Source organism: Bradyrhizobium diazoefficiens (assembly GCF_016616885.1).
GTDB classification, from domain to species: domain Bacteria; phylum Pseudomonadota; class Alphaproteobacteria; order Rhizobiales; family Xanthobacteraceae; genus Bradyrhizobium; species Bradyrhizobium diazoefficiens_F.
The window spans coordinates 7,422,835-7,440,049 of sequence record NZ_CP067102.1 but is presented as its reverse complement, the minus strand read 5'-3'; the positions used below and the strand labels follow the sequence as shown (position 1 = coordinate 7,440,049).

The following is a 17,215-nucleotide window of genomic DNA, read 5'->3' as shown; positions in this document are numbered from 1 at the left end:
TGACTTAACGATCCCGCCCAGATCGAACCCAATCAATCACCTACCTAGGGAGTGCAGCCATGGCTGTATCGCAGGCTATTCCGATCACGCGCCATCCGTTCGCCAACGGGTCCTACAAGCAGATGCTGATCGACGGGAAGTGGGTGGATGCCGCTTCCGGCAAGCGCTTCGAGACCCACAATCCCGCCACCGGCGAACTGCTCGCAACCGTTGCCGAAGGCGACAAGGAGGACATCGACCGTGCGGTCGCCGCCGCCCGCCGTGCCTTCGAAGGTCCCTGGAGCAAGGTCAAGCCGTTCGAGCGGCAGAACCTGCTGCTCAAGCTCGCCGATCTCGTCGAGAAGAATTTCGACGAATTGTCGCAGCTCGATACCCTCGACATGGGCGCACCGCTCAGCCGCACCCGCGCCTATCGCCTGCGCGCCGTCGGCATGCTGCGCTATTACGCCGGCCAGACCACCGCGATCCATGGCGAGACTATCGAGAACTCGCTGCCCGGCGAGATTTTCTCCTACACGCTGAAGGAGCCCGTCGGTGTCGTCGGCGCCATCATTCCCTGGAACGGCCCGCTCACCGCGACGCTTTGGAAGATCGGCCCGGCGATCGCGACCGGCTGCACCGTGGTGCTCAAGCCCGCCGAAGAGGCGCCGCTGACCTCGCTGCGTATCGCCGAGCTTGCGATGGAGGCCGGCATTCCGCCTGGCGTCGTCAACGTGGTGCCCGGCTATGGTGAGACCGCGGGCGCGGCGCTCGCTTCGCATCATGACGTCGACAAGGTCGCCTTCACCGGCTCCCACGTCACGGGCCAGTCGATCATTCGTGCCTCGGCCGGCAACCTCAAGCGCGTCTCGCTCGAGCTCGGCGGCAAGTCGCCGGATATCGTGTTCGCCGACGCCGATCTCGATGCCGCCGTGCCGGGCGCCGCGATGGCGGTGTTCGCCAACTCTGGCCAGATCTGCAGCGCCGGCACGCGCCTGTTCGTCGAGCAGTCGATCTACGAGGAGTTCGTCGGCCGTGTCGCCGAGTTCGGCAAGAAGTTGCAGGTCGGCAACGGCCTCGATCCGAATACCCAGATCGGCCCGCTGGTCTCCGAGCAGCAGCTCGAGCGCGTCACCGGCTATCTCGAAATCGGCCAGAAGGAAGGCGCGCGAGCGCTCGCCGGCGGCGGCCGCGTCACCGAAGGTGCGCTGTCGAAGGGCTTCTTCGTCTCGCCGACGGTGTTTGCGGGTGTCCAGGACAACATGCGCATCGCGCAGGAGGAGATCTTCGGTCCAGTCATCTCCGCGATCGCATTCAAGGACATGGATGAGCTGGTCAAGCGTGCCAACAACACCACGTTCGGCCTCGGCTCGGGCCTGTGGACGCGTGACGTCAGCAAGGCGCATGCGGTTGCCAAATCGCTGCGCGCCGGGTCGGTGTGGGTGAATTGCTACCAGGCGATGGACCCGGCCGTGCCCTTCGGTGGCTACAAGATGAGCGGCTACGGGCGCGAGTCCGGCAAGCAGCATGTCGAGGAATATCTCAACGTGAAGGCCGTCTGGATCAAGACGGCGTAAGGCCTGTCCTCTTCCGCGTTCCGCGCGAGGGAATATCTAATTCTGCAGGGGCGGCGCCTTTTCCGGTGGCCGCCCCTCGCTATATGATCCGCATCCTTTCATAGACATCCGGGGCCCACATGAAATTCGAGGCGTTGTTCAAACCGTTGCAGGTCGGTCCGTACAAGCTCGCACATCGCGTCGCGATGGCGCCGCTGACGCGCATGCGGGCGGAGCGGGAGAGCTTTTCGCCGCGGCCGCTCAACGCCGAATACTACGGTCAGCGCGCGACGGAAGGCGGCCTGATCATCGCTGAAGCTTCGCCCGTGCTCTCGCACGGCCGCGGCAATCCGGCGACGCCCGGCATCTATTCGGAGGCGCAGATTGCCGGCTGGCGCAAGGTGGTTGATGCCGTGCATGCCAAGGGCGGCATCATCTTCCTTCAGCTCTGGCATGTCGGCCGCGTCTCGCATTCGTCCTATCATGGCGGCCAGCCGCCGGTCTCGGCCTCGGCGATCGCGATCAAGGCCCAAGGCATGAAAGCGATGACCGCCGACGGCAAACTCGCCGACTACGAGACGCCGCGTGCGCTGGAGACCGACGAGGTCAAGGGCATCGTCGAGGCGTTCCGGCAGGGCGCCAAGAATGCGCTCTCCGCCGGCTTCGACGGCGTCGAGATTCACGGCGCCAACGGCTATCTGCTCGAGCAGTTCTTGCAGTCGCGCAGCAATCAGCGCACCGATCAATATGGTGGCTCCATCGAGAACCGCGCGAGGCTTCTGATGGAAGTCGCGCAGGCCGCGATCGACGTCTGGGGCGCCAACCGCGTCGGCGTGCGCCTGTCGCCGCATGGCATCGCCAACGATTCCGGCGAGCCCGACCCGATGCCGCTCTACACCCACGTGGTGAAAGCGCTCGACAAGTTCGGTCTTGCCTATCTCCACTTCATCGAGCCGCGCTCCAGCGGCGCCGGCCGCGCCGACGTCCACTGGGAGAACGTGCCGTCGGCCATGGTGCTGTTCCGTCCGCACTACAGCGGCGTGCTGATGACCGCGGGTGGTTTCACCGGTGAGACCGCGAACGCGGCGGTCGCCGACGGCCACGCCGACATCATCGCCTTCGGTCGCATCTTCATCTCCAACCCCGATCTGCCGCGGCGGCTTGACCAGGACTATCCGATCACGCCGTACAACCGTGCGACGTTCTATGGTGGCGAGGAGAAGGGATATACGGATTATCCTGCGTACGATGAGCTGACGCCGGCCTGACCTCTCCCGTCATTCCGGGGCGATGCGCAGCATCGAAGCCGGAATCCATTTCACGTCCTGGTCTGCCGCTCGATGGATTCCGGGGCCGCGCCTTTCGGCGCGTCCCGGAATGACAATTGTGTATTGTTGTTTTCGCAATGACGGTGGGGAGACACCATGGCCAAAGCCGCAGTCGCCGCAGGAACCGCCGCCGGCCAGTGCCTCTGCGGCAAGGTCACCTTCGAGATCGACGTTCCCGCACGCTGGGCCTGGCACGATCACTCCGCCGCCAGCCGCCGCGCCCATGGCGCGGCCTACGCCACCTATGTCGGCAGCTGGAAGAAGCGGTTTCGCATCACCTCCGGCAAGACCGCGCTGACCCGTTATGAGGACAAGGCGACCAAGACCGCGCGCAGCTTCTGCTCGCATTGCGGCACGCCGATTGCCTATGAGCGCCCGCGCGGTCCGCACATGGTCAATATCCCGCGCGCGCTCTTCAAGGAGCGCACCGGGCGCCAGCCGCTCTATCACATCGCGATCGAGGAGCTGCAGGAATGGGCCTATACCGGCGAGCCGCTGGTGCCGTTGAAGGGCTTTCCCGGCGTGGTCTGGCAGCGCTCGAAAAAGAAGAAGCGCGCCGGCGGCGAGGACCCGTTCGAATTGGGGCGCGAGGAGATGTAGCTCCTCGGCCGCGCAATGCAGCCATGACTGCACTTCCTTGCGCGTCCCCCAAAACGTCGGCCATCATGCTCTCGGTCCTTGCGGCAACGTCCGCTCCTGGAGGAAGCATGAAGAATAAGATCACCGGCCGCTCCGCCTTTCTCGCGCTGCTCAAGGACGAGGGCATTACGCACCTGTTCGGCAATCCCGGCACCACCGAGCTGCCGATCATGCATGCGTTGAAGGACCACCCTGATCTCACCTACGTGATGGCGATGCAGGAGAGCCTGGTGGTGGCGATCGCGGACGGCTACAGCCGCGCCTCCGGCAGGCTCGTTGCCTGCAACGTCCATGTCGCGCCCGGCCTCGGCAACGCCATGGGTTCGCTCTACAACGCCCAGTTCACGGGCACGCCGATGATCCTCACCGCGGGCCAGCAGGAGCAGGGCCATGGCCTGATGGAGCCGGTGCTTTATGGCCCGTTGGTGCGTATGGCCGAGCCGCTGGTAAAATGGGCGGTCGAGGTGACGCGGCTGGAGGATTTGCCGCGCATCGTGCGCCGCGCTGCCAAGGTCGCGATGACGCCGCCGACCGGGCCGGTGTTCATCTCGCTGCCGGGCGACATCCTCAACAGCGAAGCCGGCATCGATCTCGGCCGCTCCACCCGGATCGACGCGCGCGTAAAGCCGTCGGACGAAGCGCTCAGGGCTTTTGCCGCGCGGCTGTTGAAGGCCGAGCGTCCTGTGATCGTCACCATGGACGAGGTCGTCAAGAGCGACGCGCTGAAGGAAGCCGCCGAGCTTGCCGAGGTGCTCGGCGCCGCCGCCTATCAGTCTTCGACGCCCTATGGCTCGCACTTCCTTTCGGAGAGTCCGAGCTTCGTCGGCACGCTGGCGCGCGCGCAGAAGGTCGCGCGCGATACGCTCGCGCCTTACGATCTGCTGGTCGCACTCGGCGGCGATCCCCTGCGGATGTCGGTCTTTAGCGAGGTCGATGCGCTGCCAGATGGTCTTGGCATCGTGCAGGTCGGTCTGGCCGATTGGGAGATCGCCAAGAACTACGGCGTCGAGATCGCGCTGAAGGCGGATTTGAAGGAAACGCTGCGCGCGCTGCTCCCGGTGCTGAAGGAGATCGGTGGCGCCGCGCTGGCACAACGCGCAAAACAGCGTCTCGCCGAGCTTGCGCCGAAGAACTGGACCGCGCGGCGGGCCGCGCTGGTCGAGCAGATCAGCAAGGCCGCCAGCCGTTCGCCGATCGATCCGGACTTCCTGGTGCTGCAAATGGTCGAGGCCATGCCCGACCATGCGATCCTCGTCGACGAAGGCCTCACCTCCAGCCGCCAGATTGCGAACCTGCGTCCGCACCGCGATCGCTATGGCTATCACGGCCTTGCCTCCGGCGGTATCGGCTGGGGCTTGCCGGCCTCGGTCGGCGCCAGCATCGCCAATCCGGACCGCCCCGTGGTGTGCTTCTCAGGCGACGGCAGCGCGATGTACTCGATCCAGTCGCTGTGGACGGCTGCGCATCACAAGCTGCCGCTCAACGTCGTCATCGCCAACAATGGCGGCTACCGCATTATCAAGCAGCGCTTGCTCGCCTTTCACGGCGATGACAATTACGTCGGCATGGACTTCGTCGATCCGCCCGTGGATTTCGTCGGCGTTGCCAAGGCACTCGGCTGCGAGGCGATCAGGATCGGCGACCCCCGCGAATTGAAGGCAACGCTGGCATCGGCGTTCAACCGGCCGGGGACCAAGCTGATCGAGGTGATGGTGGATGGGAAGGTGTAGGGCGGTGCGCCTGCGGCAGCGTGCCTCCCAGGCGTCATCCCAGCGTCGACTTCTGTTTCGCCAGGACGACACTGGGTCCTACCCCTTCTTCCCCACCCGATACCCCGCCGCCGGATGCGGCGCGTCGAGCCGCGCGCGACCATCGCCAAAGAGTTTCTCTCGCAGCGTGCCCTTGGCGTAGTCCGGCTTGTACCGTCCGCGCCTGGTCAGCTCGGGCACCAGCATGTCGGCGATGTCCTCGAAATCGCCGGGCGAGATCGCAAAGGCGACGTTGAGGCCGTCGACGTCGGTCTTCTCGAACCAATCCTCGATCTTGTCAGCGACGCTTTCGGGCGTACCCACCACGACCGGGCCGGCGCCGCCGATGCCGACATGCTCGATGACGTCGCGCACGGTCCAGACGCGGTCGGGATCGCCGCGGGTGACGTTGTCGAGTGCGCTGCGACCGGCATCGTTCTGGACGTGACGGACCTGCTGATCGAGCTCGTAGCCGGAGAAGTCGATGCCGGTCCATCCCGACATCAGGGCAAGCGCGCCTTCCGGATTGATATGCGACCGGTAGTCGGCATATTTCGCCGCCGCTTCGGCTTCGGTATTGCCGAGGATGATCGTCATCATGTTGAACATCAGGATCTCGGCCGGGTTGCGGCCGAAGGCGGCGGCTTCCTGGCGGATCGCGGAGACGCGGGGCGCAATGATCTTGGCCGAAGGTCCCGACATGAACACGCATTCGGCATGTTTGGCCGCGAACTGCCGCCCGCGCGGCGAGGTGCCGGCCTGGTACAGCACGGGCGTGCGCTGCGGCGACGGTTCGCTGAGGTGGATGGTATTGTTGATGCGGTAGTTCGCGCTCTCATGATTGACGCGATGAACTTTTGTCGGATCCGTGAAGATGCCGCGCTTGCGATCCCGCAGCACGGCGTCATCCTCCCAGCTTCCTTCCCAGAGCTTGTAGACCACCTCCATATATTCGTCGGCGATATCGTAGCGGTCGTCATGCCCGGTCTGCTTGTCCTTGCCGGCGCCGCGCGCGGCGCTGTCGAGATAGCCGGTGACGACGTTCCAGCCGATCCGACCCTCGGTCAGATGGTCGAGTGTCGACATCCGCCGCGCGAACGGGTAGGGCGGCTCGAAGGATAGATTGCTGGTGACACCGAAGCCCAGGTTCTTGGTGACCGCGGCCATCGCCGAGAGCAGCAGTAGCGGCTCGTTCGACGGTGTCTGTGCTGCATTGCGCAAGGCTGCGTCAGGGCTGTTGCCATAGACATCGTAGACGCCGAGCACGTCGGCCAGGAACAGCCCGTCGAAACGGCCGCGTTCCAGCGTCTTGGCGAGATCGATCCAGTAGGGCAGACGGTTATATTCGGCGGTGCGGTCGCGCGGATGGGTCCACAGGCCCGGTGATTGATGGGCGACGCAATTCATCGCAAATGCGTTGAGCCTGATCTGCTTGGCCATGCTGGTCCCCCGGGCGCCCTGTACTGAGCGCTCTTCGAATGATAGATGTGCGCCCCAACTTGGCGACGTTCTTGCATATGGTTGGGCCTTGGCAAGGCCAAAATCGGCGGCACTCCCGCCCTTGGTAAGCCAATCTCAAGAGAGCAAGAACGAAATCCCAAGAGAAACTCCAAGAAAACATTCCAGGAAAACTTCAAGAACTATCCAGCTCCCCGCCACTTTCGAAGGCTTGCCCGTGTCGGGTAAGGTCCTTCCTCCAAAAGTTTCGAAAACCAAGCCAATGACCAGAGCCGACGCCATCGCCCGCGCCCGGGACGACTTCAAATCCGGCGCGTTCCTCGCTGAACTCGACCGCCGCGTCGGCTTCAAGACCGAAAGCCAGAATCCGTCGCGCGGCCCCGAGCTGCGTGCCTATCTGGAACAGGAGATGATGCCCTCCTTCGCCGCGCTCGATTTCACCAGCCGTCTGGTCGAATCCCCGAGCGGCAAGGCGCCGTTCCTGTTTGCCGAGCATCACGAGAGCGCGTCACTGCCGACCGTGCTGGTCTACGGCCATGGCGACGTCGTCGATGGCATGGAGGGCGAGTGGCGCGACGGCCGCGATCCCTGGCGCACGACGCCGGCAGGCACTCGCCTCTATGGCCGCGGCACCGCCGACAACAAGGGCCAGCACAGCATCAACATGGCCGCGCTCCGCGCGGTGCGCGAGGCCCGCGGCGGCAAGCTCGGCTTCAACGCAAAATTCATCGTCGAGATGGGCGAGGAGATCGGCTCGCCTGATCTCGGCAAGGTCTGCGACCTCAACCGCGACGCGCTCAAGGCCGATCTGTTCATGGCCTCCGATGGGCCGCGGCTGTCGGCGGATCAGCCGACGCTGTTCCTGGGCTGCCGTGGCGGCATCCGCATCCATCTCGACGTGAATTTGCGCGACGGCGGCCATCATTCCGGCAATTGGGGCGGCGTGCTCGCCAACCCCGCGACCATCCTGGTCAACGCGATTTCGACGCTGGTCGACGGCCATGGCCGGCTTCAGCTCGACGCCCTGAAGCCGCCGCGGCTCACCAACCAGATCCGCAGCTACCTTGCCGACGTGCAGGTGGTGCCGACCGAGGACGAGCCCGCGCTTGCGGAGAATTGGGGCGAGGACGGCCTGTCCGCGGCCGAGCGGCTCTATGCCTGGAACACGCTGGAAGTGCTGGCGATGTCGTCGGGCAATATCGAGAAGCCTGCCAACGCCATTCCGGGTCACGCCAACGCCGTGCTGCAACTGCGTTTCGTAGTCGGCACCAAGGTCGATGGTCTGATCGATGCCGTCCGCGCCCATCTGGTCGAACGCGGCTTTCCGATGGTCGAGGTCCGGGCGGCCCAGAGCTTTGCGGCCTCGCGCACCGATTTCGACAGCCCCTGGATCAAATGGGCGGCGGATTCGGTCCAAAACACCACCGGCAAGGTGCCGGCGGTGCTGCCGAACTTCGGCGGTTCGCTGCCGAACGACGTGTTTTCCGAGATTCTGGGCCTGCCGACGATCTGGGTCCCGCACTCCTATCCCGGCTGCTCCCAGCATGCGCCCAATGAGCACATCCTGCTGCCATTGACCGAAGAGGCCTTGACGGTGATGGCCGGGCTGTTCTGGGATCTCGGCGAATTGCCGCGGCCGTTAACCTGAGCTTCGATCTCGTCGAAAGTTACATTCTATTCCGGCCTGATTTGTGCTTGCATCCGGCCGCATCATCCTGAAAGGGGAGAAAAAGTGAAACATTTCCGTCACATCGGCCTCGCGCTCGTCGCGACCTTTGCCATGAGCCAGGCTGGGGCCGAGGAGCTCACCGGCACGCTGAAGAACATCAAGGACACCGGCGCGATCACGCTGGGCTTCCGCGATTCCTCGATCCCGTTCTCCTATCTCGACGACAACCAGAAGTCCGTCGGGTTCGCGATGGACATCTGCTACAAGGTCGTCGACGCCGTGAAGAAGGAGCTCAAGCTCGACAAGCTCGAGGTCAAGCTCAATCCCGTCACCTCGGCGACCCGTATCCCGCTGATGGCCAACGGCACCATCGACCTCGAATGCGGCTCGACCACCAACAATGCCGAGCGCCAGAAGCAGGTCGCCTTCACCAACACCCACTACCTGACCGCCAGCCGCTACGTGTTCAAGAAGTCGAGCGGCCTGAAGTCGATCGACGACCTCAAGGGCAAGACGGTGGTCTCGACCGCGGGCACGACCAACATCAAGCAGCTGACCGAAGCCAACGTCGAGAAGAAGCTCGGCGCCAACATCATCCCGGCCAAGGACCACGCCGAAGCCTTCCTGATGGTCGAGACCGACCGCGCGGTCGCGTTCGTGATGGACGACATCCTGCTCGCCAGCCTCGTGGCCGGCTCGAAGTCGCCGGACGACTACGTCATCTCGAAGGATGCGTTCTCCAAGCCAGAGCCCTACGGCATCATGCTGCGCAAGGACGACGCGCCGTTCAAGAAGGTGGTCGATGCGGCAACCGCTGCGCTCTACACCTCCGGCGAAGGCGAGAAGATCTACGACAAATGGTTCACCCAGAAGATCCCGCCGAAGGGCCTGAACCTCAACACGCCGATCTCGCCCGAGTTGAAGCACGAATTCGCCAAGCCCACGGACTCGCCGAACCCGGACGACTATAAGTAAGATGCTGTTCGCCTCTCCCCGCGTGCGGGGAGAGGGAAGACATTCCGGCCATTCTGGAGGGAGTGGCCGGACATTTGCATAGACGCCCAAGACTTCTCTAGAGGGCGCGTTCGCGCGGGGGACACGTGAACTACCATTGGAACTGGGGAATCTTCTTCCAGCCGAACCCGATGGGGACCGGCACCTATCTCGACATGCTGCTGTCGGGACTGGTGCTGACCCTCGAAACCGGGATGCTGGCCTGGATCATCGCGCTGATCACTGGCTCGGTCGTCGGCGTGCTGCGCACGCTGCCGTCGAAGGGCGCCAACTGGTTCGGCTTTTGTTACGTCGAATTCTTCCGGAACATGCCGCTGCTGGTGCAGCTGTTCCTGTGGTTCTTCGTGCTGCCGGAGCTGCTGCCGAAGTCTGCCGGCCTGTGGCTGAAGCAGTTGCCGAACGCGCCGTTCTGGACGGCGGCGATCGGCATCGGTTTCTTCATGTCGGCGCGCGTCGCCGTGCAATTGCAGGCCGGCATCGGCTCGCTGCCGCGCGGGCAGAAGATGGCCGCGACCGCGCTCGGGCTGACCACGGTGCAGGGCTATCGCTATGTGCTGCTGCCGATGGCGTTCCGCATCATCCTGCCGCCGCTGACCTCCGAGTTCCTCAACACCATCAAGAACACCGCGGTCGCCATCACCATCGGCCTGCTCGAGCTGACCGGACAGGCGCGCTCGATGCAGGAATTCTCGTTCCAGGTGTTCGAGGCCTTTACCGCAGCAACGCTGCTCTATCTTCTCGTCAACGCCGTCGTCGTGACCGCGATGCGCTTCCTCGAGCGCCACGTTGCGATCCCCGGCTACATCACGGGGAAATAGCGCCATGTTCAGCAATTTCGATTTCGGCGTTATCATCCGCGCGCTGCCCTATCTGTTCTACGAAGGCATGAGCTTCACGGTGATGCTGACGGCGCTGTCCGCGCTCGGCGGCCTCGTCTTCGGCACCGCGATCGCGCTGATGCGGCTCTCCGGCCTCAAGACGCTGGGACGCATCGCCGGCCTCTATGTCGACTTCATGCGCTCGCTGCCGCTGGTGCTGGTGATCTTCTGGTTCTACTTCCTGGTGCCCTATATCGGACAGTGGCTCACCGGCGCCTCGCGGCCGATTAGCGTCGGCGCGTTCGCGTCCTCGCTCATCACCTTCATCATGTTCGAGGCGGCGTATTTCTCCGAGATCATGCGCGCCGGCATCCAGTCGATCTCGCGCGGGCAGCCGGCTGCGGCCAACGCGCTCGGCCTGACTTACGCGCAGACCATGCGCTACGTCGTGCTGCCGCAGGCGTTCCGCAACATGCTGCCGGTGCTGATCACGCAGACCATCGTGCTGTTCCAGGACACCTCGCTGGTCTACGTGCTGTCAATCACGGACTTCCTCGGTGCGGCCAGCAAGGTCGCGCAGCGCGACGGCCGTCTGGTCGAGATGTACCTGTTCGCCGCCGTCGTCTACTTCACCATTTCCTGTATCGCGTCCTTTGGCGTCCGCCGCCTCCAGGCGCGCATCGCCATCCTTCGTTAGGGCCTGTCATGATCGAAATCAGCCACGTCGATAAATGGTACAGCCCGACTTTCCAGGTGCTGACCGATTGCACCACCAGCGTCGCCAAGGGCGAGGTGGTGGTGGTGTGCGGTCCGTCCGGTTCGGGCAAATCGACGCTTATCAAATGCGTCAATGCGCTGGAGCCTTTCCAGAAGGGCGACATCAGCATCGATGGCATCAAGGTCAATGACCCCAAGACCAATTTGCCAAAACTGCGCTCGCGCGTCGGCATGGTGTTCCAGCACTTCGAGCTGTTCCCGCATCTGAAGATCATCGACAACCTCTGCCTCGCGCAGGAGAAGGTGCTGGGACGCGCGCACGACAAGGCTGCGACAAAGGGTATGCAACTCCTGGAGCGCGTCGGCCTGACGGAGCATGCGCAGAAATTTCCGGCGCAGCTCTCCGGCGGTCAGCAGCAGCGCGTGGCCATTGCGCGGGCGCTCGCCATGGACCCCATCGCCATGCTGTTCGACGAGCCGACCTCGGCGCTCGATCCGGAGATGATCAGCGAGGTGCTAGACGTCATGGTCGATCTCGCCCGCGAAGGCATGACCATGATGGTCGTGACCCACGAAATGGGCTTTGCCCGCAAGGTCGCCAACCGCGTCATCTTCATGGACCGCGGCGAGATCGTCGAGGACGCCCCGAAGGACGATTTCTTCGGCAAGCCCCGCAGCGACCGTGCGCAGAAGTTCTTGTCGAAGATTCTCTCCCACTAACTCCGCCGCCTCAGATTGACGAATAGAGGGGTGCTCGGCACCTCCGTTTCGCGTATAACGCCCCAAATCCCCCTTTCCCGCCAGGAGACCTCCTTGGATTCGACCGCCTACGTCAACGGCTCATTCGTCTCGCTCTCGGACGCGAAGATCTCGGTGCTCGATCGCGGCTTCCTGTTTGCCGACGGCATCTACGAGGTCTCGGCCGTGCTCGACGGCAAGCTGGTCGACAACGCCTCGCATCTGGCGCGGCTGGAGCGCTCGGTCGGCGAGATCAGCTTGAGGTTGCCGGAGACGGTCGAGCGCATCACCGAGATCCAGAAGGAGCTGATCGCTCGCAACAAGGTAGTAAACGGCCTGGTGTATCTCCAGGTCACGCGGGGCGCCGACAAGGGCCGCGACTTCGCTTTCCCGAAGGGCGACGTCAAGTCGAGCCTGGTGATGTTCACCTCGGAGAAGGACATCATCAACGCAGCTTCCGCCAAGACCGGCATCAACGTGATCACGGTGCCCGACATCCGCTGGGAGCGGCGTGACATCAAGAGCGTGGCCCTGCTGGCGCAGGTGCTGGCGAAGCAGGCGGCGGCCGAGGCCGGCGCCGGCGAGGCCTGGATGCTGGAAGACGGCTACGTCACCGAAGGCGGCTCGTCGTCGGCGTTCATCCTCACCAAGGACGACGTTATCGTCACCCGCAAGAACTCCAACGCGATCCTGCCGGGCTGCACCCGCAAGGCCGTCGTCGCGCTCGCCGAAGAGCGTCAGCTCCGCGTCGAGGAGCGCTCCTTCACGGTGGAAGAGGCGCTAGCCGCAAAGGAGGCCTTCGCGACCTCGGCCTCACTGTTTGTCCAGCCGGTGGTGGCGATCGACGGAAAGAAGGTGGGCGACGGCAAGCCCGGTCCGCTTGCCGCGCGTCTGCGCGAGATCTATGTGGAGTTCGCCAAGGCGACGGCCGTGTAAGCCGCATACTCCGCTGCCGTAGGGTGCGCAAAGGCGCGCTTGCGCCGTGCCCACGTCTTCTCTCGCGTTCTTCGAGGATGCGGTGGGCACGCTTTCGCTTTGCCCACCCTACGAGACAGGCGCCTGGGCGCGCCGCGGCTCACGCCACCGACGCTTTCACCTTCACCGGATGGACCGCGCGGAACGCGATCGCCAGCCTGTTCCAGGCATTGATGGCGCCGATCAGCATGGTCAGGTTCACTGTCTCCGCATCGGAAAATTGCGCGCGGACCTCGCCGTAGACATCGTCTGGAGCATGCGTCTCGGAGATCAGCGTCACCGACTCGGTCCAGGCCAGCGCGGCGCGCTCGCGGTCGGTGTAGAGCGGGGATTCACGCCAGGCGTTGAGCAGATAGATGCGCTGCTCGGTCTCGCCGCGTTTGCGGGCATCCTCGGTGTGCATGTTGATGCAGAAGGCGCAGCCGTTGATCTGCGAGGCCCGGATCTTGACGAGCTCGATCAGCGATTTCTCGAGTCCGCTCGACTGGATCTGCTCTTCCAGCGCCATCAGCGCCTTCATCGTGTCGGGGGCGGCCTGGTAGAAATTCATGCGGGGCTTCATGGTCGTTCTCCTTGCTTCAAGTTGTGGTCAGTGGGCGCTACCGGCCGAGACATGGCCGGGCTTCTTCAGGAAGAGGACGGCGATCAGGGCCACGATTAGCGCCATGCCGAGCAGATAGAAGGTGTCGCTGAAGGCGAGGATATAGGCTTGCTTCTGGACGGTATGACCGATCGCGACATAGGCGCGATGCGCGGCATCCGCACGGCCGAGCACGCCGTGATTGACGAAGTACTGCGTGAGCTGCTCCAGCCGCGTGCGGGTGGCCTGCTCGAACACCGAGACCGACTGCATCAGCACGTTGGAGTGATACTGCTCGCGCTTGGTCAGCACGGTCTGCAGCAGCGCGATGCCGACGGCGCCGCCGAGATTGCGCATCATGTTGAAGAGGCCGGAGGCCGAGCCCGCATTCGCCGGCTCGATGCCGGCGGTCGCCACCGCCGACAGTGGCGCCAGCACCAGCGCCTGGCCGATGGCGCGAACGACGTTGGACCACAACAGCTGATCGGCGCCGTAGTCGTTGGTCATGTAGATGTTCATGAAGTTAGATGCGGCGAACAGGATGAAGCCAATGCCGATGATGATCCGCGCGTCGAACTTCTGCATCAGCCGCGGCACCAGCGGGATCAGCAGCAGCTGCGGCAATCCGGTCCAGGCCAGCACCATGCCGATCTGTTCGGAATTGTAGCCCTGGATGCGCGATAGATATTGCGGCAGGATGAACACCGAACCGTAGAGCGCGATGCCGAGCAGGAAGTTGGCGAGCATGCCGAAGCCGAAATTGCGGCGGACCAGCAGGCGCAGGTTCAACAGCGGCTTCTCGACGGTCAACTCGATGATGAGGAATGCTGTCAGCGCCACGGCAGCAATCACGCTGAGCTTGACGATAAAGGGCGAGCCGAACCAGTCGTCCTTGTTGCCTTCCTCCAGCACGGTCTGCAACGCTGACAGGCCGATCGCCATGGTGATGATGCCGGCCCAGTCGCCGTCGCGGAGCAGCGATAGTTTCATCGGCTTAGGCTCGAGCGCATACCAGAGCATGCCGACCATGATAGCGCCTGGCACGAGGTTGACGTAGAAGATGTACTGCCAGCCAAAGTTCTCGGTGAGATAGCCGCCGATGGTCGGGCCGATCGCCGGCGCAAACGTCGCCGACAGCGCATACAGCGCAAGGCCCACCGGCTGCTTCGCACGCGGCAGCAGCGTGATGATCAGCGTGAACGCCATCGGGATCAGCACGCCGCCGGTGAAACCTTGTACGGCGCGCAGCACGATCATCTGCGGCAGGTCCTGCGCCAGCGCGCAAGCCGCCGACAGGACCAGGAACAGGATCGCGTTGGCGAGCAGATAGATCCGGATCGAGATCACCTGCGCCAGCCAGCCGGACAGCGGAATCACCACGATCTCGGCGATCAGATAGGAAGTCGAGATCCAGCCGCCGTCATCGATGCCCGCGCCGATCGCGCCCTGGATGTCGGCGAGCGAGGCGTTGACGATCTGGATGTTCAGCACCGCCATGAACGCACCGAGCGTGGCGCCGATCACCGCGATCCACGTTTTGGCGGACACGGCCGGCGTTGCGGGAGCAGCTTGCGGGGCGGGGAGATTGGCGGCGGAAGCGGTGTTGAGGGTCGGTTGAAGCGTGCTCATGGAAGCCTCGTCTCGGTTACAGAGACAGGATGCGTTAGACGGATGGTTTCGATAATCAGAGAAGTCTGGGAAGGATCATCCGGCAGGACTTGATAATCTTGCCGGGTCCTTCGCGCGTCAGCCGCCGTTTGGTCGCGGCGAATTGTCGGCAACGCGCTTGGCTGTTTCGCGCTCGGCCACCACGGTTGCCTTGGTGTCGACCGTCGGCACCGCCGACATGCCGGGGCGTAGCAGGCCGCTGAGGCCGTGATCGTCAAGCACGATCTTCACCGGGACGCGCTGCACGATCTTGGTGAAGTTGCCCGTCGCATTGTCGGGAGGCAGCAGCGCGAATTCAAGTCCGCTCGCCGGCGAAAGGCTGTCGACATGACCGTGCAGCGTGCGATTGCGAAAACTGTCGACGCGCAGCTCGACCGGCTGGCCCGCGCGCACATGCGTGAGCTGCGTCTCCTTGAAATTCGCGACCACGTAGACCGCGTCGAGCGGCACCACCGCCATCAATTGCGTGCCGGCCTGCACGTACTGGCCGACGCGCAAGCTGCGGGCACCGACCGTGCCGTCAACCGGCGCGGTGATCTCGGTATAGGACAGGTTCAGCTCGGCCTGGTCCGCGACGGCGCGAGCGTGATCGAGCTGCGCCGTGGCCTGGGCGCGCTGGGTGGTCAGCACGTCGACCTTGCGCTGTGCCGCGATCAGGCCCGACTTGGCGTGCTGCAATTGCGCGTTGCTGGCGCGGAGCGCCGCATCGGTCTGCTGCGCGCGCTGGATCGTGCCGGAGCCCGACTTCATGAGGTCGTCATAGCGAGCGCGCTCTTCCTGCGCGAATTTCAGATTGGCGTCGGCAGCGGCAACGTCGGCCGTGCTCTGCTCGATGATCGGCTGTTGCAGTTCGAGCTGGGCATCGAGGTTGCGGACCGAGGCTTCGGCCGCGGCAACGTCGGCGCGGGCCTGGCCGAGCGCCGCCTTGAAGTCGCGGTCGTCGATTTTGGCCAGGATCTGGCCGGCCTTGACCTTCTCGTTGTCGCCGACCCGCACCTGGGCGATGTAGCCCGACACCTTCGGTGCGATGATGGTGGAATCGGCCTTCACATAGGCGTCATCGGTCGATTCCAGGTAGCGGCCGGTCGTCAGGTAATCGTAGCCAAAGTCGCCGGCGACAGCGACGCCGAGGGCCAGCGCCAGCGCGAGGGCCGCCCGCTTGATCGCCTGGCGTGATGGCTTCAGACTGATTTTGTCAGTTGTTTCAGTGGTATAAGTGGCGTTCGACATGACATCCTCCGGGTTCCCCAGACGTCCCGTTCCCGAAGGGGCGCTGTTGTCTGGTGAGAAGATGCGCTGTCCCGGCGCTTGTGATAATCCGGCAAAAAGCAAAATGATTATCCACTCGTGCTGCATAATCCGAGGCGCTCATGGACCGGTTGACCAGCCTGACCGCTTTCGTCCGGGTCGTTGACACCGGCGGGTTCTCCGCCGCCGCCCGCAAGCTCAACATGTCGACGACCATGGTGAGCAATCACATCCAGGCGCTCGAGGAGCGGCTCGGCGCGCGGCTGCTCAACCGCACCACCCGCAAGGTCAGCGTCACCGAAATCGGCAAGACCTATTACGACCGCTGCATTCAGATCCTGTCCGACCTCGAGCAGGCCGATGACATCGCGGGCGCCTTGCAATCGGTGCCGCGGGGCACGCTGCGAATCCATTCAGCGACCCACATGGTGCCTTTCGTCGCGGGCGTCGTGGCAAAGCTGCTATCGACCTATCCGGACGTGAAGGTCGATTTGCGCATGGGCGAAGCCAATGTCGATCTGATCGAGGAAGGTTATGACGTTGCGCTGCGCATGACCCCGCCGCCGGATTCGAGTCTGATCGTCCGCAGCCTTGCCACCTGGCGCCACGTGCTGTGCTGCTCGCATGACTATCTCGAAAAGCACGGCCGGCTGCAGCAGCTCGCCGAGCTCACCGAGCACAATTGCGGCCGTCACCTCAACTATCCCTTCGGTGACGAGTGGCGCTTCTTCGATCGCAAGGGTGCGCCGGCTTCGGTACGCATCTCGGGTAGCCTCGTCACCAACAGTGGCGAAGCGCTTCGACGGATGGTGATCGAGGGTGCCGGCATCGGCCTGCTCGCAGGTTTCCTCGTGAGCGACGACCTCGACGCCGGCCGCCTGGTGCGCCTGCTGCCGGAATATCGGCCGGTCGAGATGTCGATGAACGCGGTCTATCCGCATCGCCATCATCTGTCGGCGAAGGTCAGAACCTTCATCGACATGCTCGTGCATCACAGCGCCGAGCAGCAGAAGCTGATCAATCCGTATTCGTGAGGCCTGGCCGACAGTGCCGTAAGGCGGGCGAAGGCGCGCACGCGCC

15 protein-coding genes are annotated in these 17,215 nt (G+C 64.0%); 11 read left to right on the top strand and 4 right to left on the bottom strand.

Features of this window, described 5'->3' with window-relative positions; all coding sequences use genetic code 11:
- Nucleotides 1–59 precede the first annotated feature (59 nt).
- The 4 genes from JJC00_RS34700 (at nucleotide 60) to JJC00_RS34685 (ending at nucleotide 5,232) form a co-directional block, all read left to right on the top strand.
- A complete protein-coding gene (locus JJC00_RS34700) occupies nucleotides 60–1,556 on the top strand; it encodes an aldehyde dehydrogenase family protein (RefSeq protein WP_200470235.1) in 1,497 nt (498 codons plus the stop codon).
- 119 nt (nucleotides 1,557–1,675) lie between these two features.
- Nucleotides 1,676–2,803, top strand: a complete 1,128-nt coding sequence (locus tag JJC00_RS34695; protein WP_200470234.1) for an alkene reductase — start codon at nucleotides 1,676–1,678, stop codon at nucleotides 2,801–2,803.
- Nucleotides 2,804–2,959: 156 nt separating this feature from the next.
- On the top strand, nucleotides 2,960–3,463 hold the full coding sequence (locus tag JJC00_RS34690; RefSeq protein WP_200470233.1) for a GFA family protein: 504 nt from the start codon (nucleotides 2,960–2,962) through the stop codon (nucleotides 3,461–3,463).
- 107 nt (nucleotides 3,464–3,570) lie between these two features.
- Nucleotides 3,571–5,232: a thiamine pyrophosphate-binding protein gene (locus JJC00_RS34685; protein WP_200470232.1), complete on the top strand. Its 1,662-nt coding sequence runs from the start codon at nucleotides 3,571–3,573 to the stop codon at nucleotides 5,230–5,232.
- A gap of 78 nt (nucleotides 5,233–5,310) precedes the next feature.
- Here the strand turns inward: JJC00_RS34685 and JJC00_RS34680 are convergent, their stop codons facing one another.
- Complete coding sequence (locus JJC00_RS34680) at nucleotides 5,311–6,690, bottom strand: LLM class flavin-dependent oxidoreductase (protein ID WP_200470231.1); 1,380 nt, start codon at nucleotides 6,688–6,690, stop codon at nucleotides 5,311–5,313.
- 280 nt (nucleotides 6,691–6,970) lie between these two features.
- Here JJC00_RS34680 and JJC00_RS34675 point away from each other — a divergent pair, with 280 nt between their 5' ends.
- The 6 genes from JJC00_RS34675 to JJC00_RS34650 all read left to right on the top strand — a co-directional run bounded on the left by JJC00_RS34675 (nucleotide 6,971) and on the right by JJC00_RS34650 (nucleotide 12,600).
- On the top strand, nucleotides 6,971–8,356 hold the full coding sequence (locus JJC00_RS34675) for a M20 family metallopeptidase (protein ID WP_200470230.1): 1,386 nt from the start codon (nucleotides 6,971–6,973) through the stop codon (nucleotides 8,354–8,356).
- A gap of 84 nt (nucleotides 8,357–8,440) precedes the next feature.
- Complete coding sequence (locus tag JJC00_RS34670; protein ID WP_200470229.1) at nucleotides 8,441–9,352, top strand: amino acid ABC transporter substrate-binding protein; 912 nt, start codon at nucleotides 8,441–8,443, stop codon at nucleotides 9,350–9,352.
- 125 nt (nucleotides 9,353–9,477) lie between these two features.
- On the top strand, nucleotides 9,478–10,209 hold the full coding sequence (locus JJC00_RS34665) for an amino acid ABC transporter permease (protein WP_200470228.1): 732 nt from the start codon (nucleotides 9,478–9,480) through the stop codon (nucleotides 10,207–10,209).
- A gap of 4 nt (nucleotides 10,210–10,213) precedes the next feature.
- Nucleotides 10,214–10,906, top strand: coding sequence for an amino acid ABC transporter permease (locus JJC00_RS34660; RefSeq protein WP_200470227.1), 693 nt, complete (start codon nucleotides 10,214–10,216; stop codon nucleotides 10,904–10,906).
- 8 nt (nucleotides 10,907–10,914) lie between these two features.
- The gene (locus tag JJC00_RS34655; RefSeq protein WP_200470226.1) at nucleotides 10,915–11,646 is read left to right on the top strand and encodes an amino acid ABC transporter ATP-binding protein; all 732 of its coding nucleotides are present in this window, start codon (nucleotides 10,915–10,917) and stop codon (nucleotides 11,644–11,646) included.
- Between the two features lie 93 nt (nucleotides 11,647–11,739).
- The gene (locus JJC00_RS34650; protein ID WP_200470225.1) at nucleotides 11,740–12,600 is read left to right on the top strand and encodes a D-amino-acid transaminase; all 861 of its coding nucleotides are present in this window, start codon (nucleotides 11,740–11,742) and stop codon (nucleotides 12,598–12,600) included.
- Nucleotides 12,601–12,739: 139 nt separating this feature from the next.
- Here the strand turns inward: JJC00_RS34650 and JJC00_RS34645 are convergent, their stop codons facing one another.
- The 3 genes from JJC00_RS34645 to JJC00_RS34635 form a co-directional block, all read right to left on the bottom strand.
- Nucleotides 12,740–13,201, bottom strand: a complete 462-nt coding sequence (locus JJC00_RS34645) for a carboxymuconolactone decarboxylase family protein (RefSeq protein WP_200470224.1) — start codon at nucleotides 13,199–13,201, stop codon at nucleotides 12,740–12,742.
- A gap of 27 nt (nucleotides 13,202–13,228) precedes the next feature.
- Entirely contained in the window at nucleotides 13,229–14,848 is a 1,620-nt protein-coding gene (locus JJC00_RS34640; protein WP_200470223.1) for an MDR family MFS transporter, read from the bottom strand.
- A 117-nt stretch (nucleotides 14,849–14,965) separates the two neighbouring features.
- On the bottom strand, nucleotides 14,966–16,117 hold the full coding sequence (locus JJC00_RS34635) for an HlyD family secretion protein (RefSeq protein ID WP_200470222.1): 1,152 nt from the start codon (nucleotides 16,115–16,117) through the stop codon (nucleotides 14,966–14,968).
- Between the two features lie 140 nt (nucleotides 16,118–16,257).
- On the opposite strand from JJC00_RS34635, the gene JJC00_RS34630 reads away from it, so the two are divergent.
- Nucleotides 16,258–17,169, top strand: coding sequence for a LysR family transcriptional regulator (locus tag JJC00_RS34630; protein WP_200470221.1), 912 nt, complete (start codon nucleotides 16,258–16,260; stop codon nucleotides 17,167–17,169).
- Nucleotides 17,170–17,215: the final 46 nt, after the last annotated feature.

Excerpts from the sequence above, each read along its gene's own strand:
- JJC00_RS34655 (WP_200470226.1), top strand. The coding sequence starts at position 10,915 with ATGATCGAAATCAGCCACGTCGATAAATGGTACAGCCCGACTTTCCAG.
- JJC00_RS34640 (WP_200470223.1), bottom strand. The coding sequence starts at position 14,848 with ATGAGCACGCTTCAACCGACCCTCAACACCGCTTCCGCCGCCAATCTC.
- JJC00_RS34685 (WP_200470232.1), top strand. The coding sequence starts at position 3,571 with ATGAAGAATAAGATCACCGGCCGCTCCGCCTTTCTCGCGCTGCTCAAG.
- JJC00_RS34690 (WP_200470233.1), top strand. The coding sequence starts at position 2,960 with ATGGCCAAAGCCGCAGTCGCCGCAGGAACCGCCGCCGGCCAGTGCCTC.
- JJC00_RS34660 (WP_200470227.1), top strand. The coding sequence starts at position 10,214 with ATGTTCAGCAATTTCGATTTCGGCGTTATCATCCGCGCGCTGCCCTAT.
- JJC00_RS34700 (WP_200470235.1), top strand. The coding sequence starts at position 60 with ATGGCTGTATCGCAGGCTATTCCGATCACGCGCCATCCGTTCGCCAAC.
- JJC00_RS34635 (WP_200470222.1), bottom strand. The coding sequence starts at position 16,117 with ATGTCGAACGCCACTTATACCACTGAAACAACTGACAAAATCAGTCTG.
- JJC00_RS34695 (WP_200470234.1), top strand. The coding sequence starts at position 1,676 with ATGAAATTCGAGGCGTTGTTCAAACCGTTGCAGGTCGGTCCGTACAAG.
- JJC00_RS34645 (WP_200470224.1), bottom strand. The coding sequence starts at position 13,201 with ATGAAGCCCCGCATGAATTTCTACCAGGCCGCCCCCGACACGATGAAG.
- JJC00_RS34630 (WP_200470221.1), top strand. The coding sequence starts at position 16,258 with ATGGACCGGTTGACCAGCCTGACCGCTTTCGTCCGGGTCGTTGACACC.
- JJC00_RS34675 (WP_200470230.1), top strand. The coding sequence starts at position 6,971 with ATGACCAGAGCCGACGCCATCGCCCGCGCCCGGGACGACTTCAAATCC.
- JJC00_RS34680 (WP_200470231.1), bottom strand. The coding sequence starts at position 6,690 with ATGGCCAAGCAGATCAGGCTCAACGCATTTGCGATGAATTGCGTCGCC.